The sequence below is a fragment of the Nocardioides sp. J9 genome (assembly GCF_007829375.1).
In the GTDB taxonomy this organism is placed as follows: Bacteria; Actinomycetota; Actinomycetes; order Propionibacteriales; family Nocardioidaceae; genus Nocardioides.
Genome location: NZ_VLJQ01000121.1, coordinates 59,176 through 84,942 on the forward strand (window position 1 = coordinate 59,176; position 25,767 = coordinate 84,942).

Sequence of the window (25,767 nt, forward strand, 5' to 3'; positions counted from 1 at the left end):
CCGTGGCTGCCGAACGGCCCGGTCCCGCTGCAGGTGCAGTGGCGCGCGGACGGTGACCCGGCGGCACCGCGGACCGGCGTCGACAGCCCCGTGGCATGAGCAGTGCGGTCGTGGTCGGCAGCGGCCCCAACGGGCTGGCCGCTGCCGCCGCGCTGAGTCGTCGCGGTGTGTCCGTCACGGTGCTGGAGGCGTCCGACGAGATCGGGGGAGGGACCCGGACCAGCGAGGGCATCCTCCCGGGGCTCCTGCACGACCACTGTGCCGCGATCCACCCCATGGCGGCCGGCTCGAAGTTCCTCCGCGACCTCGGCCTGGAGGAGCACGGCTTGGTCTGGAGGTTGCCGGAGGTCGACTGCGCGCACCCGCTGGACGGCGGCGGTGCCGGGGTGCTCCACCGCTCCGTCGAGGAGACGGCGCGAGGGCTGGGACCCGACGGGGAGGCGTGGCGACGGTTGTTCCGCCGTCCGGCGTCCTGGTACGACGAGCTGTCGGACGACATCCTCGGTCCGCTGGTCCGGGTGCCGCGGCACCCTGTGCGGCTGGCCCGCTTCGGGGCACCGACCCTCCTGCCGGCCACCGTGCTCGCGCGCCTCTTCCGGACGGAGGAGGGCCGGGCACTCTTCGCCGGGGTGGCGGCGCACGCGTTCCACCCGCTCGGCAGGCCGCTGAGCTCGGCGATCGGGATGGGGATCCTCACCGCCGGTCACGCCAACGGCTGGGCCGTGGCGGAGGGTGGCTCGCAGGCGATCACCCGGGCGATGGCTGCGGTGGTCCGGGCCAACGGCGGTCGGATCGAGACCGGTGTGCGCGTCACGTCGGCCGCCGAGCTCCCGGCGAGCGACGTCGTGCTCTACGACCTCGCCCCGGCAGCGGTCGCGGACATCCTCGGCAACCGGCTGCCTGCCCGGGTCGCGCGGGCCTACCGGAGGTTCCGCCACGGTCCGGCTGCCTTCAAGGTCGACTTCGCCGTGGAGGGCGGGGTGCCGTGGACCGCGGAGGCCGCGCGGAGGGCCGGCACCCTCCACCTCGGTGGGCCCCTGGCGGAGGTCGTGGCGAACGAGCGGGCCGTGCACCGGGGGCGCATGCCCGAGCGCCCCTTCGTCCTGGTCGGCCAGCAGTACCTCGCCGACCCCACCCGGTCGGTGGGCGACGTGCACCCGCTCTACACCTACGCACACGTCCCGCACGGCTACACCGGTGATGCGACGGAGGCCATCGTGCGACAGGTCGAGCGCTTCGCGCCGGGCTTCAGGGACCGGGTCGTCGGCCTGCAGGTGCGCTCGGCTGCGGCCTTCGCCGAGGACAACCCCAACTACGTCGGTGGTGACATCCTCACCGGCGCCAAGGACGTGCGCCAGCTCCTGCTGGGACCGCGCCCCGGCGTCCAGCCGTACGACGTCGGGGTGCCCGGGCACTTCATCTGCTCTGCCGCGACGCCCCCCGGCCCCGGCGCCCACGGCATGTGCGGCGCCCACGCCGCGGCCAGGGCACTCCGCTGGCTCGGCACGGAGGCCTGACCCGCGGGGTTGTCCCAGGGCACAACTCCCGCGCTGAATGCTGTGCGGCCGGCACAGGCCACGCGTCCAGCGTCCGACCTACCGTCCCGTGTGGCGACGGTCACACCGCTGAAGGCCTGGCCGTGTGACGGGGTCGACGGTCGCCGCACCCGGAACGTCCACCGAGACAGCCGAAGGGAAGCGAGCCGATGAAGGAAGCGCTCGAGGCACTTCTGCCGATGTACCTGTTCATGCTGCTGCCGATCTGGATCCCGCTGATCGCGGTGACGTTCGGCGCCGTCCTCGACGTCGTACGGCCGCGGCGGTCGGCGCCCCCCGGCCGGCGCGTCGCGGGCAAGCGGGCCCGGACCGCGTCCTACGGCCTCGCCACCGCGGAGTAGGTGGTCCGGTGCGGGGCCGGGGTGGCCAGGTGGGCCCCGTCGTTGTGACGGATGCCCGAGCGCACCGCGAACCCTTGTCCGCTCGCCCAAGAAGGCGGGCGTCCTCCCTTGTCACGCTGGGAGCACCCGGTGAGCAGGGTCACTGCCACCGGAAGGCACCGGCAGATCAACGGTGGCGGAGCAGCACMCCTGCCGCCGCGGTTAGGGGAGAGAAGATGGCAACGGTCACCTTTGTCGAGCACGACGGCACCTCGCACGACGTGGACATCGTCGAGGGCGAGTCGCTCATGGAGCTCGCGACCAGCAGTGCGGTCCCCGGCATCGAGGGGGACTGCGGCGGCGAGGCCGCCTGCGGCACGTGCCACATCATCGTCAGCGACGAGTGGGTCGGCACGACGGGCCTCCGCACGGACCGGGAGAGCCAGATGCTCGAGATGTCGCCCGAGTGCGTGACGAGCTCCCGGCTGGCCTGCCAGGTCGTCGCGTCCGGGGCCCTGGACGGGTTGCGCGTCCGCCTGCCCGAGTTCCAGATGTAGGTCCGCGCCACCGCAGTCCGGGCACCGCGGTCCCGGCCACCGATTGCACCGACGTCACCGACGTCACCGACACCAGCGAACGACCACCCGAACGACACCGAGGCGGCACACAGACATGACCACCACCGAGAGCGTGCTCGAGCGCGCGAAGGCCACCGTCCAGCGCAAGGTCCAGGCGACCGTGCCCGTCGACCGGCAGGTCCAGGCGGCGTACCTCGTCGACAAGGCCAAGCGCCTCGTCGGGATGGGCGACCAGGTCGTCTTCACCGAGCGCCCTGTCCCGGACGCTGCCGACGTGCCGCTGACCGAGCTCGACGTCAGCAACCCGTTCCTGTTCCGCCAGGGCAAGTGGCACTCGTACTTCAGGCGACTGCGCGACGAGGCCCCGGTGCACTACCTGGCCGACAGCCCCTTCGGCCCGTTCTGGTCGATCACCCGGTACGAGGACATCCGCGCCGTCGACCTGGACCCGGACACGTTCTCCGCGGAGCCCTTCATCATCCTCGGGCACGCCCCGATCAACGTCGAGATGTTCATCGCGATGGACCCGCCGAAGCACGACGTCCAGCGCAAGGCCGTCCAGGGCGTCGTGGCACCGCGCAACCTCAAGGAGATGGAGTCGCTCATCCGCGAGCGCGTCCAGGACGTGCTGGACAACCTCCCCACGGATCGTCCGTTCGACTGGGTGGAGCGGGTCTCCAAGGAGATCACCGCGCGGATGCTTGCGACGCTGCTCGACTTCCCCTACGAGGAGCGCCACAAGCTGCCGTACTGGTCGGACACGATGAGCGGCACCGCCGAGGCGACCGGCGGGACCACTGACCAGGACACCTTCTACGAGGCCGTCGGCGACATGGCCCGGAGCTTCATCGCGCTGTGGCACGACAAGGCCGCCCGCCGGGAGAAGGGGGAGACGGGCTTCGACCTGATCAGCCTGATGCAGTCCTCGGAGGACACCAAGGACCTCATCCACCGGCCGATGGAGTTCCTCGGCAACCTGACGCTGCTGATCGTCGGCGGCAACGACACCACCCGCAACTCGATGTCCGGCAGCGTCCTGGCCCTGCACCAGAATCCCGACCAGTTCGAGAAGCTCAAGGCGGACCCGTCGCTGATCCCCAACATGGTCTCGGAGACCATCCGCTGGCAGACGCCGCTCGCCTACATGCGCCGGGTCGCGAAGAAGGACGTCCACTTCGGTGGCCAGTTCATCCGCAAGGGCGACAAGGTCGTGATGTGGTACTGCTCGGGCAACCGCGACGAGCGCCAGTTCGAGAAGCCGGACGACTTCATCATCGACCGGCCGAACGCGCGCAACCACATGTCCTTCGGCTTCGGCGTCCACCGGTGCATGGGCAACCGGCTCGCGGAGATGCAGCTGCGCATCCTGTGGGAGGAGATCCTCGCCCGCTTCGACCGGATCGAGGTCCTCGACGAGCCCACCTACGTGCAGTCCAACTTCGTGAAGGGCTACGAGTCGATGAAGGTCCGGCTCACGCCGAAGGCGGCGAGCTGAACCACACCACCCAGCCCAGCCAGCAGCGGCGAGGAGAGGCACCATGACCAGCCCACGAGTGATCATCGTCGGGGCCAGCCACGCGAGCGCCCAGCTGTGCGCGAGCCTGCGGCAGGAGGGGTGGACGGGGGAGGTGCTCCTCGTCGGGGACGAGCCCTCCCTGCCGTACCAGCGACCACCGCTGTCCAAGACCTACCTCGCGGGCAGGACGAGCCTGGACGAGCTGTTGATCCGCAAGCCGGACTTCTACGACAAGCAGCAGGTCGACGTCCGGCACGGGCGGGTCACCAGCATCGACCCCGGCGCCCGGCAGGTCACGCTGGACGGTGGCGAGGCGCTCGCCTACGACAAGCTCGTCCTCTGCCTCGGGGCACGCCCGCGCCGGCTCGACCTCCCCGGTGCCGACCTCGCCGGCGTGCGCCACCTCCGCACGGCGGAGGACATCGAGGGCATCCGGGCGGACCTGCCCACCACGCGGCACGCCGTCATCATCGGGGCCGGCTACATCGGACTCGAGACTGCGGCCTCCCTCAGGCAGCTGGGCATCCCCGTGACGGTCGTCGAGGCAGCCGACCGGGTCCTGCAGCGGGTCACCGCCCCGGAGGTGTCCGCGTTCTACGACCGGGTCCACCGCGAGGAGGGCGTCGACCTCCGGGTGGGCACGGGCGTCGCCGCCCTGGAGGGCGAGGGCCGGGTCACCGGGGTCAGGCTGGCCGACGGCGAGCTCGTCGTCGCCGACCTCGTGGTCGTCGGCATCGGCGTCGTCCCGAACGTCGAGCTCGCGGCCGAGGCCGGGCTGCACGTCGACAACGGCATCGCCGTCGACGCCTGCGGGCGGACCAGCGCGCCCGACGTCTTCGCCGCTGGCGACTGCGCGAGCTTCCCCGACCGGCGCTACGGTCGTCGGCTCCGCCTCGAGTCGGTCCCCAACGCCGTCGAGCACGCCAAGAGCGTCGCCGCCGCCATCTGCGGCAGGGAGAAGGAGATCGCCGCACTGCCCTGGTTCTGGTCGGACCAGTACGACCTCAAGCTCCAGATCGCCGGCCTCAGCACGGGGCACGACGAGGTGGTGCTCCGCGGTGACCCGACGACGGCCCGCGACTTCGCCTGCTTCTACCTCTCCCGGGGTCGGATCATCGCCGCGGACTGCGTCAACCGGCCGCAGGAGTTCATGTTCAGCAAGCGGGCGATAGCAGACGGGCTCGCGCCCCAGCGGGAGCTGCTCGCCGATCCCCGGACGGACCTGAAGGCACTCCTGGCCCGGCCCGTCGCAGTCGGCTGACGCCGGCCGGGGGAGGAGCCCCCGCGACCTAGCTGCGGGGGGCCCTCTGGTGGAAGAGCACGTGGTGCCGCAGCGCCACCGCGAGGTCGGGGCTGACCTTCGTGACCGGCCGCCCGAGCAGCTCCTCGGCCTGGCCCAGGCGGTAGCGCACCGTGTTGCGGTGCACCACCAGCGTGCGCGCGGCCTCCTCGGCGCTGCCGCCGCAGGCGAGGAAGGCGACCACCGTCTCGCGGATGCGCTCGGTGGACTCGTCGTCGCCGAGCAGCGGGCCGAGCTGGCGCTCCATGAACCGGTCGACCTCGGGGCTGCAGCCGAGCAGCACCGGCAGCTCCACGTCGACGTACGTCGCGAGCCAGTTCCGGTCCGACGAGGTCACCTCCAGGGCTCCCATCGCCTCGGCGTGGCTCGAGGCGAAGCCCCGCAGGCCCTGCTCGGGGGAGCCGACACCGACCCGGATGCCGTCGTGGGCGGAGCCCGACGCGGCGTCGGCGAGGTCCGCCAGGTCGAGGGCGTCCCGCGTCGCCACCCACAACCACAGCTGGCGGCCACCGGGCTTGACCAGGAGCGGCTTGTTGCCGCCGACCACCCGGACCAGCTCGCTGGCCAGCGACTCGAGGCTGCCGGCGCGCTCGGGGTCGTCGACGGACAGGACGAAGGCGGTGTGGAAGACGGAGATGGGGTAGCCGCCGAGGGCGGCGGAGGCGGCGCGCGGGTCGGTCACCTCGCCGGAGAGGATCGCCTTGACCGACTCGTAGCGCTGTGCGGCGGCGCCGGCCAGCACCCGGTTCCGCTCGGCGTGGTAGATCTCGATCGACGCCCCGATCGACTTGTCCAGCCAGACCCCCGCGCGGTTCCAGAAGTAGACGAGCAGCTCGGCTCGGTCGACCTCGTCGGTGCTCAGCTTCGTCGTCACCTCGCGCACGTAGACCCAGACCTCCTGCTGGGCGACGCGGTAGAACTGGATCAGCGTCTCCGCCGGGATCTGCTGCTGGGCGACGATGCGCGCCAGCTCGGCGGCCGTGTCGACGAGGTGGAAGTGCTGCTCCGGCTGGGCGAAGTCGGCGAGGAAGGCCACCCAGTGGTCCCGCACGGCGGTCTGCAGGAGGTCCACGACGCCGTCGAAGCGGCGCGCGTCCGGCATCTCCCGGAGGATGCCCGCGGTCACCTGGTCGGACCACTCCTCGACCCGGGCGGGCTGGGCCTGCTCGGCGACGTAGGCCAGCAGCCAGGGCTCGATGCCGGAGGGCAGCACGTCGTTGCTCATGATCCTCACGGTAACCAATGCCGGCGCGTGTGGTTCGGGTGACCAAACCCGCGGCGAATTGTTGGACGAACGACCGAGAGTGTGACGGTCGCAACGAACTTAGATGGCCTGACGACGGCGTCGCGCGGACAGCGGTGCCCGATCCCAGCGTGATGCCAGGAGGCCTTCTGCGATGACTGCCGAGCACCGTGCGGCACAGCGCCGTGGTCGCCGGACACCGGACCTCGGCGGTGGCGCCGCGTGACGACCACCCAGGACCGGCCCGTCGAGGAGCGGCCGGCGCCGGCCGGCATGTCCGAGGAGTCGCGCCAGCTGGCCCGGGACGCCGTGCGCAGCACCCTGCCGTTCAAGGTGATGGGGACCTTCGGCGACTTCTACGGCTTCGTCGGGACCGTCTTCAAGCAGATGTTCACCCGCAAGTTCCACTTCCGGGAGTTCATCTCGCAGGCGTGGTTCATCACGACCGTGTCGTTCTGGCCGGCGATGCTGGTCTCGATCCCGTTCTGCGTCGTGATCATCTTCCAGGTCAACCAGCTGCTCATCCAGATCGGCGCGGTCGACCTCGCCGGTGCCGGCGCGGCCGTCGCGGTGGTCCGTGAGATCGGGCCCATCGTCAGCGTGCTGGTGGTCGCCGGTGCGGGCGCGACCGCGGTCTGCGCGGACCTGGGCTCCCGGAAGATCCGGGAGGAGATCGACGCCATGGTCACCCTGGGCATCGATCCGATCGAGCGCCTCGTGGTGCCGAGGGTGGTGGCGTCGATGCTGGTGGGGCTCGCGCTCAACGGCATGGTCACGATGGTCGGCCTGACGGGCGGCTACTTCTTCTCCGTGGTGCTGCAGGGTGCCACCCCCGGCCTCTACCTCTCCGACCTCACGCTCTTGGTGGGCCTGCCCGACTTCCTCGCCTCCGAGGCGAAGGCCCTCGTCTTCGGACTGCTCGCCGGGCTCACGGCCTGCTACCTGGGCCTCAACGCGAAGGGCGGGCCCAAGGGCGTGGGCGACGCGGTGAACCAGACCGTCGTCTTCTCCTTCATGCTGCTCTTCGCCGCGAACAGCGTGATCAGTGCCCTGTTCCTCCAGATCAAGCTGGGAGCCTGACGTGGCCAGTGACGCACCCGCCCGTGAGCCCGGCGCGCTCGCGCGCCAGGTGGCGAAGCCGGTCTCCTCGCTGCGGCGGCTCGGGGACCAGCTCAGCTTCCACGGCAACGCCTACGCGCACATGCCGCGCACGATCAAGCACTACCCGAAGGAGGTCGTGCGGCTGCTCGCGGAGGTCTCCCTCGGCTCCGGTGCGCTGGCCCTCATCGGCGGCACGGTGCTCGTCATCGGCTTCCTCACCACCGCGGCCGGGATCGAGGTCGGGCTCCAGGCCTACACGTCGTTCGACAACATCGGCGTCTCGACCCTCTCCGGGTTCTTCTCCGCCTACTTCAACACCCGCGAGGTCGCGCCGATCATCGCCGGCATCGCGCTGACCGCGACCGTCGGGGCCGGCTTCACCGCGCAGATCGGCGCGATGCGGGTCAGCGAGGAGATCGACGCCCTCGAGGTCATGGCCGTCCACCCGGTGCCCTTCCTCGTCACGACCCGGATCATCGCCGGGCTGATCGCCGTCGTCCCGCTCTTCGCGATCGCCCTGATGATGTGCTGGCTCGCGACGTACGTCGTGGTGACCGTCGGCTACGACCAGGCGCCGGGCACCTACCAGCACTACTTCGACACCTTCCTGATCCCGGAGGACCTCTTCCTCGCGATCGTCAAGGTCGTGCTGATGGCCCTCGCGATCGTCTCGATCTGTTGCTACCACGGCTTCCGCGCGGCCGGCGGCCCCGCGGGCGTCGGCAAGGCGGTCGGCTCGGCAGTTCGCTCCGCCCTCATCGTCACGATGTTCATCGACCTGATCTTCGCGATTGCCATCTGGGGCGGTCCGTCGGTCCACATCGCGGGGTGATCACCACATGACCGCCAAGCACGCACACCACGTCGACCGCCAGGTCGTCTACGGCTTCCTGTTCGTCGGGCTCGTCCTGGCCGTCATCGCCGGCACCATCGCGACCTACCGCGGGGCCTTCGACGACAACATCGCGGTGACGGTCGAGACCGACCGCGCCGGGCTCACGCTCGCCGCCGGCGCGCCCGTCAAGCTCCGCGGCGTCGAGGTCGGCTCCGTGGGGCAGATCGAGGGGGAGGGCGACCGGGTCCGCGTCGAGCTGCTCCTCGACACCGACGAGGCCGACCGCGTCCGGGCGGACGTCACCGCCCAGATCGTTCCCCCGACCGCGTTCGGCGCGAAGTACGTCCAGCTCACCGAGCCAGCCAGCAGCACGGCCGGACCCATCCGCGCAGGCGCAGTGCTCCGCGGCGACCGGGTGACGGTCGAGATCGACGAGGCGTTCGAGAACCTCACCGCCGTCCTCGAGGTCGCCCGCCCGGCGGAGGTCAACTCCGCGCTGACCGCGGTCGCGGGGGCCCTCGACGAGCGCGGCGAGCTGATCGGCGAGCTGATCTCGCAGACCGACGACTACCTGCGGTCCTTCAACCCCGCCCTGCGCACCCTCAGCCAGGACCTGGCGGTCGCCGACGACGTCGCCGACGTGTACGCCGCGGCCCGGCCCGACCTCGTCGCCTCGCTCACCCAGGCGGGGACCATCTCGGAGACCGCGGTCCGGCAGCAGGCGTCGCTGCGCGCGCTGAGCCGCAGCCTGACCGGCTTCAGCAACGAGGCCGACGTCCTGCTGCGCAGCTCTCGCGAGGGCCTGGTCACCAGCCTGACCCTGCTGCGGCCGGTCACGGGTGTGCTGGAGCGCTACTCGCCGGAGCTGCCGTGCCTGCTGCTGGGCCTCGCCAACGCCAACAAGCTCGCGGAGGCCGCCGTCGGCGGCACGAACCCCGGCGTCACGACCATCACCCGGCTGGTGCCGGGGCGCAAGGCCTACACCTACGAGGAGAACCTGCCGGTGCAGACCGACGACCGGGGCCCCGTGTGCCACGGCCTGCCCTACGTCGACGCCGAGGAGGCCCAGGTGCCGCCGCCGGCGTTCGGCACCGGCGCCAACCCGCACCACGGTCCCCAGCCCACCCCGGACGAGGCAGCGCTCACCACGCTCCTGGGGCTGCTCAAGGGTGCGGTGAACCTGCCATGAGCGAGAGGAGATCCGTGAGTCCCGAACGACGCCGCCAGCGCAACGACCTGCTGAAGTTCACGGCGTTCCTCGCCATGGCCGCCGTGTTCACGTTCTGGATCGCCGCTATCACCGGCGAGTACCGGGGCGGGGAGAAGGCGCTCTACCGCGCCAGCTTCGACGACGTGTCCGGCCTCTCCGTCGGTGACAAGGTCCGCATCGCCGGGGTCGACGTCGGGAAGGTCAAGGAGATCGACGTCCAGCCCGACAACACCGTGCTCGTCGGGTTCGACGTCACGGAGGGGCAGCAGCTCACCTCCGCCACCCGGGCCACGATCCAGTACCGCAACCTGATCGGCGACCGGATCCTGCAGCTCACCAGGGGCGCCGGTGCGAGGAAGGCAGAACCGCTGGCTCCCGGGGACACGATCCCCGCCAACCAGACGGCCTCGGCCCTCGACCTCGACACCCTGCTCAACGGCTTCAAGCCGCTCTTCGCGGGGCTCAACCCCACCCAGGTCAACGAGCTGTCCAATCAGCTGGTCCGTGTGCTGCAGGGCCAGCAGTCGTCCGTCGCCACCCTCGTGCGGCAGGTCGGGTCCTTCACCACCACCATCGGCAACCGCGAGCAGCTCATCGGCGAGGTCATCGGGAACCTCAACAGCGTGCTCGGCACCGTCGACGCGCGCCGGGACACCGTCGGGCTGCTGCTCGACCGCCTCGACGTGCTGCTGACCTCGCTCGACAAGCAGGACACGCAGGTCCTCGACGCCGCGGCGCGGATCGACCGGTTCGCCCGCACGACGTCGAACCTGGTGGCTGACGCCCGGTCGGACGTGCGTACGGACCTGCGCGCGCTCGCTGTCGCCGCCAGGGGAGTCAACAGCGAGAAGGAGACCCTGGAGGCGGTCCTGCAGAAGCTGCCCACCCACTACCGGACGCTGGCCAACACGTCGTCGTACGGCAACTTCTTCAACTTCTTCCTCTGCGGGGTGCGGGTCCAGACCGGCATCGGCAGCGGGCCCGGCGTCCTCACGCCGTGGATCTACAGCGACGCGCCGAGGTGTGACCGATGAGCCACCGTCGGCGCAGGGACGCCAGCCCCGAGCGGCTCGCGGTGCGCGGCCTCGCGGGCACGCTGACCATCGCGCTCGTCGTCCTGGCTGCACTGAACATCAACCGGCTGCCGCTGGTCGGCAACAACGAGGTCCTGCACGTCGAGTTCGCCGAGGCCGGCGGCCTCCGGGGCGGCGACGACGTGCAGGTGTCCGGGGCGTCGGTGGGCAAGGTGCGCGACGTCCGGATCGACGGCGACAAGGTCGTCGCCGACGTCGTGATCACCGACGAGGACATCAGCCTGGGTGACCTCACCGAGGCGCGGATCATCACCATCACGCTGCTCGGCAGGGCCGCGCTCGAGCTGGAGCCGCGCGGCACGGGTGCGCTCGGCGCGGGTGACTCGATCCCGGTCGAGCGGACGTCCGCGCCGTACAACCTGACCGCCACCCTGAACGAGCTGACCGAGACCAGCGCCGAGATCGACAAGGCGCAGCTCGCGGAGGCGCTCGATCAGGCATCGGCGACCCTCAAGGCCTCGAATCCCGACCTGCGTCCGGCGCTCGACGGCATCACCGCCCTGTCGCGCGCCATCTCGGCCAACGACGACGAGCTGCTCTCGCTCGTCGACCGGGCGGACCGGGTCACCGGTGTGCTGGCCAGCCGGGACCGGCAGATCGCCTCGCTGCTCGGGTCCGGACGCTCCCTGCTGGCGGAGCTCGACAAGCGCCAGGCCGTGGTGGTCAGCCTGCTCGAGGGCGCCCGCGAGCTGGCCACCGAGCTGCGCGCGCTGCTGACCACGACCGACGACGTGATCGGGCCGGCGCTCGACCAGCTCGACGGCGTCGTCGACGTCCTCAACGCCAACAAGGTCGACCTGCAAGCCGCGATCGACGGGCTCCAGGGCTACGCCACCGGCTTCGGCGAGGCGCTCGCCACCGGGCCGTGGTTCGACGCCTACATCCAGAACCTGACGTCACCCTCGACGCTGGTTCCGATCCTCTCCGGGGTGCTCCAGTGACGTCGCTGATGCGTTTCCTTCCGCGTGGCCGCACCCTGGTGGCCCTGCTGCTCGTCGCAGCCCTCGGCGCAGCTGCCCTGGCCTGGACCCGGGACGCCAGCAGCACCGAGCTCACGGCGCGCTTCACGAGCGCCGAGGGGCTCTACGTGGGCGACGACGTGAAGGTGCTCGGCGTCCGGGTCGGTGAGATCACCGGTGTCGAGAACGATGGCGACGGCGTGCTGGTGCGCATGAAGGTCGACGCCGGCCAGTCGATCCCGGCGGACGCCCGCGCAGCGATCGTCTCGCCCAGCCTGGTCAGCGGCCGGTTCGTGCAGCTCTCGCCTGTCTTCACCGGCGGGGACCGGCTCCGGGACGGCGACACGATCGATGTCGAGCGGACCGCGGTCCCGGTGACCTTCGACGACGTCAAGCAGGAGCTGATCGACCTGTCGACGACCCTGGGCCCGGGCCGGGGGAGGAAGGACGGGCCGCTCGCCGAGGCGATCCGGGCCATGGACGCCAGCTTGCGCACGGGCAACGCCGACCAGCTGCGCACGTCGATCCGCGAGCTGAGGGCTGCTGCCACCGCGCTCGCGGACGGTCGGTCGGACCTGTTCAGCACGATCAGCAACCTCAACGACTTCACCCGTAACCTCGCGCTCAACGACGCGGCGGTGCGTGGCTTCACCTCCGAGCTCGACGCGGTCTCCGGGGTGCTGTCGGCGAACCGGACCAGCCTGAGTGGCGCCATCCGCGACCTCGCCGTGGTCCTCGACGAGACCGAGACCTACTTCGAGAAGCACCGGGGTCGTCTCACTGAGGCCACCACCGACCTCAACGCCCTGGCGGCCACCCTGGCTGACAAGTCCAACGAGCTCGCCGGCGTGCTGCACGTCGCGCCCCACTCGCTGATCGGCCTGCACAACACCGTCGAGGACCAGGCCCTCACCGGCCGTGCCAGCCTCACCGGCTTCGACAACCTGGCGATGCTGCTGTGCGGCGCACTCCTTGGCGCCGGCGGCACGGAGGAGGCCTGCACCAGCGCGCTGCAGCCGCTGATCGGGCTGCTCAACAAGGGCGACAACGGCGGCATCGGCCTGCTGCCGAACCYGCCGGGAGGGACCCGATGAACCACCAGCTGCGCCGGCTCGCGGTGCCGGGGCTGCTCGCTGCGGCCCTCGTCGCCACCGGGTGCGAGATCCAGCCCAACGACAACACCCTGCCCGGCCAGGCCGGTGTGGGTGACGACGGCTACAGCGTCACCGTGCACTTCGACCAGATCGAGAACCTCGTCCCGAACTCCACCGTCCAGAAGGACAACGTGGTGATCGGCACGGTCGCGAAGATCGATGTCGAGGACTGGGAGGCCGTCGTCGAGCTGCGCCTCCTGGACGACGTGGCACTGCCGAAGGACTCGGTGTTCTCGATCGGCCAGAAGACGCTGCTCGGGGCCCAGTACGTCGAGGTCACGACGACCGACGACACCGTCGAGGGCGACGGGAGCACGGGGGAGGGAGCCGTGCTGCCGGCGTCCGCGACGGCCGGGACCGATGGCCTGCTGGCCGACGGCGACGTGGTCGGTGTCGAGCAGACCGGCACCTACCCGGCCACCGAGCAGGTCCTGGGCGCGGTCGCCCTGTTGCTCAACAACGGCGGCCTCTCCCAGATCAGCACCATCACCGGCGAGCTGTCGACGGCCCTGCGGGACCGGGTGCCGGACACCCGGAGCCTGGTCCGTCGTACCAACCGCCTGCTCGCGGTGCTCGACGCCAACAGGGGCGAGATCGTGGCGGCGCTGGAGTCGCTGAACGACCTCGCCGCTGGCCTGCGCAAGGACGAGAAGGGCATCGCGAAGGCGATCGACCAGATCACCCCGGGGCTCGAGGCGCTGGAGGAGGAGCGAGCCGCCCTGGTCAGGGCGGTCACGGAGACCGGCCGGACCGGCAACCGGGCCGTGAAGGTGGTGCGCGCCAGCCAGAGCGCGCTCCTCGCCAACCTGGACTCGCTCGGCCCGATCCTGACGAACCTCGGCAAGGCCAGCAACAAGCTGCCCGAGGCCCTGAAGATCGGCGCCACGATCCCGTTCCCGGCGATGACCACGACCGAGGCCGTGAGGGGTGACTTCGCCAACCTCTTCGCCACCATCGACCTGCGCACCGACGGCCTCGTCGACGCGTGGCTCGGCGGCCTGACGCCCTCGATGCAGGCCGGCGACCCCGTGCAGGGGCCGCTCACGACGCCCGGGACCGCACCGAAGGGCAAGGAGGGGACCAAGCCCGAGGGGAAGCCGGCGGACGAGACGGCGGACGAGGGCGACGCACGGGCCCCGAGCCTCCTCGAGGACCTGCTGTCGCCCAAGTCCGGCAAGTCCGGCAAGTCCGGGCAGTCGGGGAAGAACGACGAGCAGGAGCAGGCCAGGGGTTGCCTGCTCCGGATCCTGGGGCTGTGCTGATGCTGCTGACTCCTCTCATCAAGCGCCAGCTGCGCATCTTCGCGGTGCTCGCGGTGGTCGCCCTGGGGATGGCGTTCTTCAACTACGCCCGGGTGCCGGCCATGCTCGGCATCGGCGTGTACGACGTGAGCGTCGAGTTCGCCGACGCGAGCGGGCTCTACCCGAAGGCGTCGGTGACCTACCGCGGGGTCAAGGTCGGCATCGTCTCCGACCTCGAGGTCAGCGACGCAGGTGCCGTCGCCACGCTGCGCATCGACAACGGGACCGACATCCCCGCGGACGTGCGCGCCGAGCTGCACAGCACCTCCGCCATCGGGGAGCAGTACGTCGACCTCGTCCACGAGGGTGACGTGACGGGCGACCTCCTCGCCCAGGGCGCGAGCATCCCGCGCGAGCGCGCCACCGACCTTCCCCAGATCGCACCCGTGCTCGACTCGCTCAACCGGCTCCTCGAGTCGGTCCCCAGGGAGGAGACGCGGGCGGTGCTGGCGCAGGTCGACGACGGCCTGGGCGGCACCGGCCCGGAGCTCAACGAGCTGGTCCAGTCGTCCGCGACCCTCCTCGCCGAGGCGCAGACCAACGTCCGCGCCACGCGGGAGCTGATCTCGGCGCTGCAACCCGTCCTGGAGACGCAGCGCGACCTGGGGCCGTCGACGCGCTCGTGGGCGGACTCGCTCGACGACGTGACCGCCGAGCTGGCCCGGGACGACAGTGCCGACCTGCGTGCGCTGCTGGCCGACGGCCCCGGCGGGCTGGACGCGGCCACCGGCGCGATCTCCGACCAGCAGGAGGTGCTGCCGATGCTGCTGGCCAACCTGACCACGAACGCCGAGGTGCTCAACACCTACCTGCCCGAGCTGCGGCAGACGCTGGTGGTCTACCCGGCGACGGTCGCCAGGGTGCAGAGCGCGGTCAACCCGCGCGCCGAGTTCGGCGACGTCCAGCTCGACCTGCGCGGGACGCTCAACGACCCGCCGACCTGCATCACGGGCTACGTGCGTCCGGACCAGCGTCGCAGCCCCTCGCGGCTGACCACCCGCGACGTGGACCACCTCGCCCACTGCAAGATCGCGCCCGACAACCCCGCAGCCGTCCGGGGCGCCCGCAACCTGCCGTGTCCCGAGGGTGACCTCCGCGGACCGCTCCCGGCCTCGTGCGGGCTGGAGTTCGGCACCGGGGTCTGGCCCGAGACCAGCGGGAAGGTCGCCTACGACCTCGCGGTCGGCAAGGGCGGCGACGACTCGTCCGGCTCGATCACCGTCGACGACGAGACCACCTCGGCGGACGACCTGTGGACCCTCCTGGTCCTGGGCCCCCTGACCGTGGGAGGACGTCGATGAGCGCCGTGCGCGGCTGGATCACCGGTGCCAGCCGACGCAGCCTGGTCCTGCTGGCGGCGACGCTGGTGCTGCTGGGGCTGTCCGTCGAGCGGGGCCTGGCGTGGTCCGACGAGCGCCAGCGCGCGTCCGACGCGGAGGAGGTCGTCGCGGCGGCGAGCGCCGAGGTCGCCGGGCTGGTCGACATCAGCTCCTCGACCTCCGAGGCCGACCTGGACGCACTGCTCGACGGCGCCACGGCCGGGTTCCGGACCGAGCTCGAGGCGCAGGCCGAGCAGCTCAGGAAGGCCCTCGTGGACAACAAGGTGACCGCCACCGGTGAGGTCGTCTCCGCCGGTGTGGTGGAGCTGGGCGAGGACCGGGCGACGGTGATCGTCGCCGCCGCCGGGTCGGTGAGGAACAAGTCGACGAAGAAGGCCGAACCGCGCAACTACCGCCTGCGGGTCGAGCTCAGCGAGGTGGACGAGAAGTGGCTGGTCTCGGGACTGGAGTTCGTGTCGTGAGCGCACTGGACGCAGACACCGGGAAGGACACCGGGAAGGACACCGGGAACGACGCCGGGCAGGACGTGGAGCAGGACGCCGGCGACGGCGCACGTCGTACGGCCGCAGTGCGCCGCCTCGCTCCCGTCGTCGCCCTGGTCCTCGCCGCTGCCCTGGCGGGCACCGCGGCGTTCGGCGCCCACCGCGCCGCCGGCCTGACCACGGCCAGGGCGGACGCACTGGCCGCGGCGACTGCCCGCGTGCCCGACCTGCTCAGCTACCGGGCCGCGTCGCTCGAGGAGGACCTCGACCGCGCGCTGGCCCAGACCACGGGAGACTTCACCGCCGACTACCAGCGCATCCTGGAGGACGCCGTCGAGCCGACGGCGAGGAAGCGGAAGATCAGCACGGCGGCCGTCGTCAGTGCGGCCGGCGTCGTCTCGGCGGACCGCGACCGGGTCGTCGTCCTCGTCTTCCTGACCCAGACCACCACCGCCGGGAAGTCCGTGCCCGCCGTCACCGGCAGTCGGGTCGAGGTCACCATGGTCGAGGTCGACGGCGAGTGGCTCATCGCCGGCCTCGACCCGGTCTGACGGACCCGTCCGAGGCGCCCAGGTGCCCTCCCCGACCGGGTTGTCCGGCTGCCCAAACCGGTTGATCGGCATTGGCGCGCGGAACGAGAACCGGCTGCGCCGGGCGCGGTGGGATGAGGTTGCGGACGTGACGAGGGTCATGCCGGTCAGGAGGTAGTGGGATGAAGGGCAACCAGGCCAACGACTACGACGTCGTCGTCGTCGGTTCCGGGTTCGGCGGATCGGTCACCGCGCTGCGGCTGACGGAGAAGGGGTACCGCGTCTGCGTGCTGGAGGCGGGCCGCCGCTTCGAGGACGACGAGTTCGCCAGGACGTCGTGGGACGTGCGGCGCTTCCTCTTCGCACCGCGCCTGGGCTGCTTCGGCATCCAGCGGATCCGCCTGCTGCGCGACGTCGTCGTGCTGGCCGGCGCCGGTGTCGGCGGTGGTTCCCTCAACTACGCCAACACCCTGTACGAGCCGAAGTCGCCGGCCTTCTACGAGGACGCGCAGTGGGCGCACATCACCGACTGGAAGTCGGAGCTCGCGCCCTACTACGACCAGGCCAAGCGGATGCTCGGCGTCGTCGAGAACCCCACGGTCACCCCGTCGGACGACATCATGAAGCAGGTCGCCGAGGACATGGGCGTCGGCCACACCTACCGGCCCACGCCGATCGGGGTCTGCTTCGGTGCGGACGGCACCAAGCAGCCCGGCCAGGCGGTGCCGGACCCGTACTTCGGCGGCGCCGGTCCGGAGCGCCGCGGCTGCCTGGAGTGCGGCGAGTGCATGACGGGCTGTCGCCACAACGCGAAGAACACGCTGCTCAAGAACTACCTCTACCTGGCTGAGCGGGCCGGGGCGGAGGTGCGCGAGCGCACCACGGTCCGCGCGGTCCGCCAGCGCCCGGACGGCGGCTACGACGTGGTGACGCACCGGACGGGACGATCCGCGAGTCGTACGACGACGATCACCGCGGGCCAGGTCGTGCTCGCCGCCGGGACGTGGGGGACGCAGGAGCTCCTGCACGGCATGCGGCGCTCCGGAGACCTGCCGAACCTCTCGGACCGGCTGGGCTACCTGACCCGGACCAACTCCGAGGCGCTGTGCGCGTCCAGCACGAAGATGCGCAACAAGGACAAGTACGACTTCCACCACGGAGTCGCGATCACGTCGTCGATCCACCCCGACGACGTCACCCACGTCGAGCCGGTCCGCTACGGCAAGGGGTCGGGCCTCATGGGCCTGCTGCTGACGCTGATGACCGACGGTGGTGGTCGCGTGCCGCGCTGGGTCAGGTGGATCGGCCAGGCGGTGCGCCACCCCGGCCTGCTGGCCTCCACCGTGCTGGGACTGGGCAGCTGGCCGGAGCGGACCATCATCGCCCTGGTCATGCAGACCAGCGACAACTCGATCACCGTGTTCCCGAAGAAGGGGCGCAAGGGCAAGCGTGCCCGGCTCACCTCCCGGCAGGGGCACGGCGCGCCGAACCCGACGTGGCTGCCGGTGGCCAACGACGTCGTGCGCCGGATCAGCGCCAGGATCGACGGTGGCTCCTACTCGACCACGGGCGAGATCTTCAACATCCCCATGACCGCGCACTTCCTCGGCGGCTGCCCCATCGGCGACTCCGCTCGGACGGGCGTCATCGACCCGTACCACCGGGTCTACGGGCACCCCGGGCTGCACGTCGTCGACGGGGCCGCGATCTCGGCGAACCTGGGGGTCAACCCGAGCCTCACGATCACCGCCCAGGCCGAGCGCGCCATGTCGCTGTGGCCCAACAAGGGAGAGGCAGACCAGCGGCCGGCCCTCGGCTCGTCGTACGAGCGCCTCGCCCCGGTGGCCCCGGCCCGCCCGGTGGTGCCGCCGACCGCACCGGCCGCGCTGCGGCTCCCGCTCTTCGTGGTGGGCGGCAAGGACGCGAAGGCGTAGCCCGACCCGCCCTCGAGCAGGGGCATCGTCCGGCGGCAGGGGGGACGCCGGACGGTGCCCCTTTCGGCGTGCCCGCAGCTGCTGGCTGCGGCGGCAAGCGGCTGCAGCGGTTGCAGCAGCGTGCAACGACGAGGACGCCGCAGGGCCCCACCGACGTGGGGTCCTGCGGCGTCCTGCTGTCGTCGGCTCAGCCGCGGCGGTGCCGGCTAGTCCTTCGCACCCCGGTTGAGGACGGCCAGGAGCCGCGCCAGCACGCGGGTGCGGCTCGCCCGGTAGGGGTAGGTGTGCAGGTCGCGGCGCAGGTGCCAGCGGGAGACGAGCACCGACTGCTGACGGCAGTACTTGGTGATGCCCTCCTTGCCGTGGCGGCGCCCGATCCCGGACGCCGGCTTGGCGCCACCCATCGGCAGCTCCAGCGCGGTGTAGTTCACCAGGGCGTCGTTGACCGTGACCGCCCCGACCTCGAGCCGACGTGCGACGGCCTCGGCACGCTCGAGGTCACGGCCGAACACCGACCCGCACAGCCCGTACTCGCTGTCGTTGGCCAGCCGCACAGCCTCCTCGGCGTCGGCGACCTTCATGACGGGCAGGGTCGGGCCGAAGGTCTCCTCGCGCATGATGGTCATGTCGTGGTCCACGTCCACCAGGACGGTGGGCGGGAACCAGAGGCCCTCACGGTCGGGCCGCTGCCCGCCGGTCAGCGCCCGCGCGCCGGCAGCGACGGCGTCACGGACGTGGCGCTCGACGATGTCCACCTGCGCGGGCGAGGTGAGCGAGCCGACGTCCACGCTCCCCGGGCCGCCCGGGACACCCTGGCGCAGCGCCGTGACCTTCTTCGTGACCAGGTCGACGAACTCGTCGTACACGGGTGCCTCGACGTAGCAGCGCTCGATGGAGATGCAGGTCTGCCCGCAGTTGAACATCGAGTAGTACGCCGCGTGCGTGGCCGCCCGCTCGAGGTCGGCGTCGGCCAGCACGATCATCGGGTCCTTGCCCCCGAGCTCCAGCGACACCGGGACGAGCCGCTGCGCCGCCTGGGCCGCGACCTTGCGCCCGGTCGCGGTGGAGCCGGTGAACATCACCATGTCGACCTCGTCGACGAGCGCCGACCCGGTCGCGCCGGTGCCGGTCACGACGTTGAACACGCCGTCCGGCAGCCCGCTCGCAGCCAGGCCCTCGGCCAGCAGCAGCGAGGTCAGGGGCGTCAGCTCGGACGGCTTGAGCAGCACGGCGTTGCCGGCGGCCAGCGCCGGGATGCAGTCACCGAAGGAGTTGGTCAGCGGGTAGTTCCACGGGCCGATGACGCCGACGAGGCCCATCGGGCGGTAGCGCTGGACCAGCTTCTTCCCGGCGACCAGCGGCTGCGCGGAGCGCACCCGGGTCTCGGCGAGGTACGACGGGGCCTGCTTCGCCCAGAAGCCGAACGCTGCCGCCCCGTAGTTGATCTCGGCGAGCAGCGCGTCCTCGTAGGCCTTGCCCGTCTCGGAGCAGATCGTGCGCGCGACCTCGTCGGCGTGGTCGACGACCCAGCGCTGCATCCGACGCAGCACGGCGGCCCGGCCCTCGAAGCCGAGCTGCTCCCAGCCCGGCTGTGCCGCCCTGGCCCGCGCGGCGACCTCGGCCACCTCGGCCGCGGTCAGGTTCGGCACGTGGGTGAGGACCTCGCCCGTGGCGGGGTTGTCGACCCGGATCTGCACCGGCTGGGCCGCTGTGGTGCGCTTGCTGGCCTTCGTCGCGGTCGTCACGCCGGGACCACCTGGATGTCGCGCTTCAGGATCTTGCCCGTGGGCCCCTTCGGCAGCTCGTCGCGGACGAACACCTTGCGGGGGTACTTGTAGGCAGCGACCCGGTCCTGGACGAAGCGCTGGACCTCGCCGGGGTCGGCCTCCGCACCCGGGCGGAAGGCGATCACCGCGACGACCTCCTCACCGAGCTCGGCGTCCGGGATGCCGACGACCGCCGCCTCGGCGATCGCCGGGTGCTCGTAGAGGACCTCCTCGACCTCGCGCGGGTAGACGTTGTAGCCGCCGCGGATGATCATGTCCTTCGAGCGGTCGACGATGAAGAAGTAGCCGTCCTCGTCGACCCGGGCGAGGTCGCCGGTGCGGAACCACCCGTCGGCGTCGATCGCCTCGGCGGTCGCGTCGGGGCGGTTCCAGTAGCCGCGCATCACGTTGGCGCCGCGGATCGCGATCTCGCCGACGCCGTCGTCGCGGACGTCGACGAGCTTCATCTCGACCCCGGCGATCGGGGTGCCGATCGACCCGGCCTTGCGCTCGCGGTCGGGGTGGTTGAACGACGCCACGGGCGAGGTCTCGGACAGGCCGTAGCCCTCGAGGACCATGCAGCCGAACGCCTCCTCGAAGCCGCGCATGACCTCGACCGGCATGGCCGCGCCGCCCGAGACGCACAGGCGCAGGGAGCCGTGCGTGGGGCGCCCGGGCGTGTGCAGCATGGCGGAGAACATGGTCGGCACGCCCTCGAAGATCGTGACGTCGTCGCGGTCCAGCATCTCCACGGCCTTGGCGGGGTCGAAGCGCGGGATCACGCTCAGGCACGCGCCGGAGGCGATGGCGGCGTTGAGGCCGGCGGTCTGGCCGAAGGAGTGGAACAAGGGGAGCGCGCCCAGGATCACGTCCTCCGGGGTCAGCTCGAGCATCGCGACGACCGTCTCGACGTTGCTGCGGAGGTTGGCGTGGGTGAGCTCGGCACCCTTGGGCTTGCCGGTGGTGCCGGAGGTGTAGAGGATCACGGCCGTGTCGCTGTCGTCGCGGTCGACGACCTCGGGGGCCGGCGTGGCGGCGGCCAGCAGCTTCTCGAGCTCGCCGGGCACGACGGACAGGCACTCGGCACCGGCCTCGGCGGCGCCCGCCTGGGCGGCCGGCAGGAAGTCGTGCCACGCGACGACGAGCTTCGCGCCCGAGTCGCTGAGGTAGAAGCCGGTCTCGCGCTCCTTGAGCAGCACGTTCATCGGCACCACGACGCCGCCGGCGCGGAGCACGGCGTAGTAGACGACGGGGAAGTACGGCACGTTGGGCAGCATCACGCCGACGCGGTCGCCCGGGCGGACCCCCGCGGCGACCAGGTGGCCGGCCATGCGGGCGCTCGCGGCGTCCAGCGCGCTGTAGGACAGCACGGCGTCGTCCATGCGGATGGCGGCGCGCTCGGGGTGGGCCGCGGCGGTCGTGGTGAGCAGTGCGCCCAGGTTCGTCATCGAAGCTCCTTCTCGGGATGGTGACGACGAGTGTCGGCAACGCCACACCGGGGCGATACGTGCGCAGGGCCAAATCTGCAGCGGGGCGTTGGTCGCCCGCCCAATGCCCACCCGGGCGGCGGCGTCGGGGAGGCCGACGACAGCGCGGGCGCTCCCGGCTCGGTGGCCCGTCCAAGCGCTCCGCCCAGCGTTGTACTTCTGCACAGGCCACGCCCCGGCGGCGCGCCCTACGGTGGCGCCATGGACACGTCAACCGGACTCCGTGAAGACACCGCCCGGCCGCAGCTGCGCCAGCCGGTCACCGGGCTGCCGGATCCCGGCGAGCGCGTGCCGCGGATGGCCTGGCCCACGCTGGCCCTGTACGTCGGCACGCTGGCGCTCTTCGGGATCGAGCTGGCCGGCGCCCTGGCCTGGGGCTGGTCGCCGTGGGTGACGGTGCCCATGGGGGCCGCGGTCACGTTCCTGATGTTCAGCGTGCTGCACGAGGCGACCCACCACGCCATCAGCACCAACACCCGCGTCAACGACGCGCTGGGTCACCTGTCCGTGCCGCTGGTGGTGCCGTGGGCGACCTTCCCGCTGGTGAAGTTCATCCACATCGAGCACCACCGCAACACCAACGAGCCGAAGTCGATCGACCCGGACAAGTGGTGCGACGAGGGTCCGGCCTGGCAGTACCCGTTCCGGTGGGCGACCATCGACATCTGGTACATCGTCTACTACCTGCGCCGGATCAACGACCGGCCGCGGCGCGAGGTGGTCTCGGTCCTGCTGGTGTTCACGGTCGTCGCCGGTGCCTTCGCCGCTGTCGCCGCCGCGGGCTACGGCCACGAGCTGCTGTGGGCGTGGTTCATCCCGCAGCGGATCGGGATCATGATCCTCGCATGGTGGTTCGACTACCTGCCGCACCACGGCCTGACCCGGACGCAGCGCGAGGACAAGTACCAGGCAACCCGCGTCCGTGTCGGCGGCGAGGCGCTGCTCACGCCGCTGTTCGTCTACCAGAACTACCACCTGGTGCACCACCTGCACCCGAGCATCCCGTTCTACCGCTACGTCCGCGCCTGGCGGCGCAACGAGCAGGCCTACCTCGACCGCAACGCGGCGATCTCGACCTGGTTCGGCCGGTCGCTGACGGCCAGCGAGTACCGGACGTGGCGCCGCCTCACCGATGAGCTCGCCCCGAGCGCCGGCGACGGCACCACCCGCCGGCCGGTCTTCCACCCGCTGCGGGTCTCCGCGGTGGAGCGACTGACCGACGACAGCACGGTGGTCACCTTCGACGTCCCGGCCGACCTGGCGGCGGAGTACCGCTACACACAGGGCCAGCACATCACCCTGCGGGCCGTGGTCGGCGGCGTCGAGGTGCGGCGCAGCTACTCGCTCGTCGAGCCGGTCGAGGCCAACACCCTGCGCGTCGCCGTCAAGCAGATCGAGGGCGGCGTGTTCTCGACCTACGTCAACCAGGATCTCGCCGTCGACGAGCTCCTCGACGTGATGACGCCGACCGGATCCTTCAACGTGCCGCTCGACGCCGGGCAGGCGCGCCACCACGTCGCGGTGGTCGCCGGCTCGGGCATCACGCCGATGATGTCGACGATCCCCACCACGCTCGACTGCGAGCCGCGGAGCCGGTTCACCCTCGTCTACGGCAACCGCACCGCCGACTCGACCATGTTCGACGCCGAGATCCGCGCATGGGAGGAGCGGTACGGCGAGCGCCTCGTCGTCCACCGCGTCCTGTCCCGCGAGCCCGGGGCCGCGCTGGCGGGCCGCATCTCGCCGGCGCTGGTCACGAGCCTCGTGCCCGACGCGGCCGACGTCGACGCCTGGTTCCTCTGCGGACCGCAGGAGATGGTCGACGACGTGCGGGGTGCCCTCGCACCCACCGCCCGGGGGCAGGTCCTCTCGGAGGTCTTCCACCTCGCCGAGGCCGAGTCGGCCGTCGACGTGGAGATCACCAGCCAGGTCATCGTGTCCGTGGGTGGGGTCGAATCGACCTTCGAGCTCGCGTCGACCGGCGAGTCGATCCTCGACGCCGCGCTGCAGGCCGGCATCGACCCGCCGTACTCCTGCGCAGGCGGCGCCTGCGGCACCTGCCGCGCCAAGGTCCTCCTCGGCAAGGCCGTCATGGACCAGAACCACGCCCTCGACGACGCCGAGGTGGCGGACGGCTACGTGCTGACCTGCCAGGCGCACCCGGTCAGCGAGGAGGTCCGCGTGGACTACGACGCCTGACGGCGTCGCGGAGGGGAGCGCGGACCGGGGTGGCTGGGTGCGAGGGAGCACCTGGCCGCCCGTCCGCTCGTCGAGACCCTCCTCGCAGACCCCCTCCGCCGGCGCGCCCCGGTCGCGCGCCCCACGCAGGATGCCAGCCCACGCGGCGTCCGCCCGCACCGACGCGTCGGCGGAGGGCCACCGGCAGGCGCCGACGTGTGGTGTGTCCCAAGCGTGCTGGCTGACGCTCGGCGCTGCCGCTGTCGCGCTGCTGATCGGCCTGGCCGCGACCTCCTGACTCGCCCGGTTACCGCTACGCCCAGGCGGAGGTGGGCTGGAGCACGGCCTCGGCGAGCGCCCGGGTCCGCAGCTGCGTGACCTGCTGGTACTCCGGGTCGGCGACCATCTGGCAGAACGCCGCCCGCGACGGGTAGCGGACCAGCAGCACGGCGTCCCACGCCTGGCCGTCCTCGGCCACGAGCGCGGTCGAGCCACTGCCGGCGTAGACGACCTTGCCGCCGTACCGCGGGAGGAAGGTCGTGGTGACGGCCTCGGCGTACTGGTCGTAGAGCTCGCGCCCGCCCTCGGCGAACCGCAGCAGGTTGAGCATCACCACCGGTCCGTCCGGGTCCTCCTCGAGGAAGCGCTTCACGTCCTTGCCGCTGGGATCGATCGCCATGGCCGGGAGTCTCGCACGGAGCATCGGTCGCCGGCGGGACCCGGCCCACCCGGCCCACCTGCCGCCGCGCCGTGCCCACGAGAGGTCAGGCGACGAGGTCGTCCCAGCCCGCCGCGAGGTAGTCGACGAAGGCGGGGCCGACGTGCTCCGCGGCCAGGACCTCGGCGGGCACGGGACGCGCGCGCACCTCGAACCCGGGGTCCGCGATGGCCCGGGCGGCGAAGTCGTGGTGCAGGATCGCGCCGATGCCGACCGAGACGACGTCGGCGCCCTTGTCCAGGCACCACCGGGCGTCGGCGGCCGAGGTGACCTTGCCGGCGACGCTCAGCAGCGCCCCGTGCCGGGGCAGGTCGGTGAAGTGGTCGATCAGCAGGCCGTCGTACGACGTGTCGCGGGGGCGCATCCGCACGTCCCACAGCGAGATGTCGAGGTAGTCCAGCACGCCGGTCGCGAGCAGGGTACGCGCGGTCTCGCGGCCCTCCGCGACCGTGATGCCGTAGCCCTCCGGGCTGAGCCGGAGGCCGAGCTGGAAATCGGGTCCGGTGGCGGCACGGATCCCGGTGACCACCTCGAGCAGGGCCCGCATCCGGTGCTCCAGCGGGCCACCGTAGCCGTCGGCGCGGTGGTTGGAGCGGCCGTCGAGGAACTGGCCCAGCAGGTAGCCGTGGGCGCCGTGGACCTGCACGCCGTCGAACCCGGCCTGCTCCGCCCGCACGGCGGCGTCGACGAAGTCGGTGACGACCCGGTCCACGCCCTCGGTGGTCAGGGCGACGGCGTCCTTGCGCGGCTCGTCCCAGGGCGCCACGTTGGCCGTCCCGTTGAGGCCGGCGTCGGCGCGCATCCCGGCGTGGTGCAGCTGCACCGCCGAGCGGGTGCCGGTGGCCCGCAGCCCCGCGGCGAGTCGGGTGAGGCCGGGGAGGTGGTCGTCGCTCGCGATGCCGAGCTGGCCACGCCACGCCCGGCCCTCGGGGGAGACGTACGCAGCGCAGGTCACGGTCAGCCCGAAGCCCCCGCGTCCCCGGGCCACCAGCCAGTCGAGCTCGTCGTCGGACAGGGTGCCGTCGTCGTTGCTCTGGGTGTTGGTCAGCGGCGCGAGCGCCAACCGGTTGCGCCAGGCGGGGCCGTGGGCGGGACGAAGGCTGTCGGAGAGTGCGGACACCCCGGAATGGTCTCAGTGCGAGCCAACCTCGTGAGCAGCGGTGCG

22 protein-coding genes are annotated in these 25,767 nt (G+C 71.7%); 17 read left to right on the forward strand and 5 right to left on the reverse strand.

Features of this window, described 5'->3' with window-relative positions:
- Nucleotides 1–95: 95 nt before the first annotated feature.
- The 5 genes from L615_RS20525 (at nt 96) to L615_RS20545 (ending at nt 5,231) form a co-directional block, all read left to right on the forward strand.
- Nucleotides 96–1,517 carry an NAD(P)/FAD-dependent oxidoreductase gene (locus L615_RS20525; protein ID WP_028655472.1) on the forward strand — a complete coding sequence of 474 codons (1,422 nt, stop codon included), beginning with the start codon at nt 96–98 and terminating at the stop codon, nt 1,515–1,517.
- 188 nt (nt 1,518–1,705) lie between these two features.
- On the forward strand, nt 1,706–1,897 hold the full coding sequence (locus tag L615_RS20530; RefSeq protein WP_145726315.1) for a hypothetical protein: 192 nt from the start codon (nt 1,706–1,708) through the stop codon (nt 1,895–1,897).
- Nucleotides 1,898–2,112: 215 nt separating this feature from the next.
- Nucleotides 2,113–2,433, forward strand: a complete 321-nt coding sequence (locus L615_RS20535) for a 2Fe-2S iron-sulfur cluster-binding protein (RefSeq protein WP_028655470.1) — start codon at nt 2,113–2,115, stop codon at nt 2,431–2,433.
- Nucleotides 2,434–2,548: 115 nt separating this feature from the next.
- Nucleotides 2,549–3,949 (forward strand): cytochrome P450, encoded by a 1,401-nt coding sequence (locus L615_RS20540; protein ID WP_145726316.1) that lies wholly within the window; start codon nt 2,549–2,551, stop codon nt 3,947–3,949.
- 43 nt (nt 3,950–3,992) lie between these two features.
- Entirely contained in the window at nt 3,993–5,231 is a 1,239-nt protein-coding gene (locus L615_RS20545; RefSeq protein ID WP_145726317.1) for an NAD(P)/FAD-dependent oxidoreductase, read from the forward strand.
- A 28-nt stretch (nt 5,232–5,259) separates the two neighbouring features.
- Here the strand turns inward: L615_RS20545 and L615_RS20550 are convergent, their stop codons facing one another.
- Nucleotides 5,260–6,495, reverse strand: a complete 1,236-nt coding sequence (locus tag L615_RS20550) for a CdaR family transcriptional regulator (protein WP_145726318.1) — start codon at nt 6,493–6,495, stop codon at nt 5,260–5,262.
- A gap of 354 nt (nt 6,496–6,849) precedes the next feature.
- Here L615_RS20550 and L615_RS20555 point away from each other — a divergent pair, with 354 nt between their 5' ends.
- The 11 genes from L615_RS20555 to L615_RS20605 all read left to right on the forward strand — a co-directional run bounded on the left by L615_RS20555 (nt 6,850) and on the right by L615_RS20605 (nt 18,453).
- Complete coding sequence (locus L615_RS20555; protein ID WP_315897797.1) at nt 6,850–7,593, forward strand: ABC transporter permease; 744 nt, start codon at nt 6,850–6,852, stop codon at nt 7,591–7,593.
- Between the two features lies 1 nt (nt 7,594).
- Nucleotides 7,595–8,446: an ABC transporter permease gene (locus L615_RS20560; RefSeq protein WP_028655466.1), complete on the forward strand. Its 852-nt coding sequence runs from the start codon at nt 7,595–7,597 to the stop codon at nt 8,444–8,446.
- Nucleotides 8,447–8,453: 7 nt separating this feature from the next.
- Complete coding sequence (locus tag L615_RS20565) at nt 8,454–9,638, forward strand: MCE family protein (protein WP_145726319.1); 1,185 nt, start codon at nt 8,454–8,456, stop codon at nt 9,636–9,638.
- Between the two features lie 14 nt (nt 9,639–9,652).
- On the forward strand, nt 9,653–10,693 hold the full coding sequence (locus L615_RS20570) for an MCE family protein (RefSeq protein WP_051485711.1): 1,041 nt from the start codon (nt 9,653–9,655) through the stop codon (nt 10,691–10,693).
- A complete protein-coding gene (locus tag L615_RS20575) occupies nt 10,690–11,694 on the forward strand; it encodes an MCE family protein (RefSeq protein WP_145726320.1) in 1,005 nt (334 codons plus the stop codon). The genes L615_RS20570 and L615_RS20575 overlap by 4 nt, the downstream gene beginning before the upstream one ends.
- An 8-nt stretch (nt 11,695–11,702) precedes the next feature.
- Nucleotides 11,703–12,806 (forward strand): MCE family protein, encoded by a 1,104-nt coding sequence (locus L615_RS20580; RefSeq protein ID WP_145726321.1) that lies wholly within the window; start codon nt 11,703–11,705, stop codon nt 12,804–12,806.
- Complete coding sequence (locus L615_RS20585) at nt 12,803–14,128, forward strand: MlaD family protein (RefSeq protein ID WP_145726322.1); 1,326 nt, start codon at nt 12,803–12,805, stop codon at nt 14,126–14,128. Before L615_RS20580 ends, L615_RS20585 begins: the two co-directional genes overlap by 4 nt.
- The gene (locus L615_RS20590; protein ID WP_145726323.1) at nt 14,128–15,468 is read left to right on the forward strand and encodes an MCE family protein; all 1,341 of its coding nucleotides are present in this window, start codon (nt 14,128–14,130) and stop codon (nt 15,466–15,468) included. Before L615_RS20585 ends, L615_RS20590 begins: the two co-directional genes overlap by 1 nt.
- On the forward strand, nt 15,465–15,968 hold the full coding sequence (locus L615_RS20595) for a hypothetical protein (protein WP_028655464.1): 504 nt from the start codon (nt 15,465–15,467) through the stop codon (nt 15,966–15,968). The genes L615_RS20590 and L615_RS20595 overlap by 4 nt, the downstream gene beginning before the upstream one ends.
- The gene (locus L615_RS20600) at nt 15,965–16,540 is read left to right on the forward strand and encodes a hypothetical protein (protein ID WP_051485703.1); all 576 of its coding nucleotides are present in this window, start codon (nt 15,965–15,967) and stop codon (nt 16,538–16,540) included. The genes L615_RS20595 and L615_RS20600 overlap by 4 nt, the downstream gene beginning before the upstream one ends.
- 161 nt (nt 16,541–16,701) lie before the next feature.
- A complete protein-coding gene (locus L615_RS20605) occupies nt 16,702–18,453 on the forward strand; it encodes an FAD-dependent oxidoreductase (protein WP_028655462.1) in 1,752 nt (583 codons plus the stop codon).
- A gap of 206 nt (nt 18,454–18,659) precedes the next feature.
- On the opposite strand, the gene L615_RS20610 is transcribed toward L615_RS20605, so the two are convergent.
- Nucleotides 18,660–20,198, reverse strand: coding sequence for an aldehyde dehydrogenase family protein (locus tag L615_RS20610; protein WP_145726324.1), 1,539 nt, complete (start codon nt 20,196–20,198; stop codon nt 18,660–18,662).
- On the reverse strand, nt 20,195–21,667 hold the full coding sequence (locus L615_RS20615; RefSeq protein WP_145726325.1) for a long-chain fatty acid--CoA ligase: 1,473 nt from the start codon (nt 21,665–21,667) through the stop codon (nt 20,195–20,197). Before L615_RS20615 ends, L615_RS20610 begins: the two co-directional genes overlap by 4 nt.
- Nucleotides 21,668–21,907: 240 nt before the next feature.
- Here L615_RS20615 and L615_RS20620 point away from each other — a divergent pair, with 240 nt between their 5' ends.
- Entirely contained in the window at nt 21,908–23,905 is a 1,998-nt protein-coding gene (locus L615_RS20620) for a fatty acid desaturase (RefSeq protein ID WP_145726326.1), read from the forward strand.
- A gap of 292 nt (nt 23,906–24,197) precedes the next feature.
- On the opposite strand, the gene L615_RS20625 is transcribed toward L615_RS20620, so the two are convergent.
- Together L615_RS20625 and L615_RS20630 are read right to left on the reverse strand one after the other, a co-directional pair.
- Nucleotides 24,198–24,563, reverse strand: a complete 366-nt coding sequence (locus L615_RS20625) for a DUF1330 domain-containing protein (RefSeq protein WP_028655458.1) — start codon at nt 24,561–24,563, stop codon at nt 24,198–24,200.
- Nucleotides 24,564–24,648: 85 nt separating this feature from the next.
- The gene (locus L615_RS20630; RefSeq protein ID WP_145726327.1) at nt 24,649–25,722 is read right to left on the reverse strand and encodes an NADH:flavin oxidoreductase; all 1,074 of its coding nucleotides are present in this window, start codon (nt 25,720–25,722) and stop codon (nt 24,649–24,651) included.
- Nucleotides 25,723–25,767: the final 45 nt, after the last annotated feature.

Bases quoted from the DNA above. Each gene is read 5' to 3' on its own strand.
- L615_RS20615 (WP_145726325.1), bottom strand. From the start codon at position 21,667: ATGACGAACCTGGGCGCACTGCTCACCACGACCGCCGCGGCCCACCCC.
- L615_RS20535 (WP_028655470.1), top strand. From the start codon at position 2,113: ATGGCAACGGTCACCTTTGTCGAGCACGACGGCACCTCGCACGACGTG.
- L615_RS20555 (WP_315897797.1), top strand. From the start codon at position 6,850: ATGGGGACCTTCGGCGACTTCTACGGCTTCGTCGGGACCGTCTTCAAG.
- L615_RS20575 (WP_145726320.1), top strand. From the start codon at position 10,690: ATGAGCCACCGTCGGCGCAGGGACGCCAGCCCCGAGCGGCTCGCGGTG.
- L615_RS20545 (WP_145726317.1), top strand. From the start codon at position 3,993: ATGACCAGCCCACGAGTGATCATCGTCGGGGCCAGCCACGCGAGCGCC.
- L615_RS20625 (WP_028655458.1), bottom strand. From the start codon at position 24,563: ATGGCGATCGATCCCAGCGGCAAGGACGTGAAGCGCTTCCTCGAGGAG.
- L615_RS20620 (WP_145726326.1), top strand. From the start codon at position 21,908: ATGGACACGTCAACCGGACTCCGTGAAGACACCGCCCGGCCGCAGCTG.
- L615_RS20590 (WP_145726323.1), top strand. From the start codon at position 14,128: ATGCTGCTGACTCCTCTCATCAAGCGCCAGCTGCGCATCTTCGCGGTG.
- L615_RS20565 (WP_145726319.1), top strand. From the start codon at position 8,454: ATGACCGCCAAGCACGCACACCACGTCGACCGCCAGGTCGTCTACGGC.
- L615_RS20550 (WP_145726318.1), bottom strand. From the start codon at position 6,495: ATGAGCAACGACGTGCTGCCCTCCGGCATCGAGCCCTGGCTGCTGGCC.
- L615_RS20525 (WP_028655472.1), top strand. From the start codon at position 96: ATGAGCAGTGCGGTCGTGGTCGGCAGCGGCCCCAACGGGCTGGCCGCT.
- L615_RS20530 (WP_145726315.1), top strand. From the start codon at position 1,706: ATGAAGGAAGCGCTCGAGGCACTTCTGCCGATGTACCTGTTCATGCTG.
- L615_RS20595 (WP_028655464.1), top strand. From the start codon at position 15,465: ATGAGCGCCGTGCGCGGCTGGATCACCGGTGCCAGCCGACGCAGCCTG.
- L615_RS20540 (WP_145726316.1), top strand. From the start codon at position 2,549: ATGACCACCACCGAGAGCGTGCTCGAGCGCGCGAAGGCCACCGTCCAG.
- L615_RS20585 (WP_145726322.1), top strand. From the start codon at position 12,803: ATGAACCACCAGCTGCGCCGGCTCGCGGTGCCGGGGCTGCTCGCTGCG.
- L615_RS20605 (WP_028655462.1), top strand. From the start codon at position 16,702: ATGAAGGGCAACCAGGCCAACGACTACGACGTCGTCGTCGTCGGTTCC.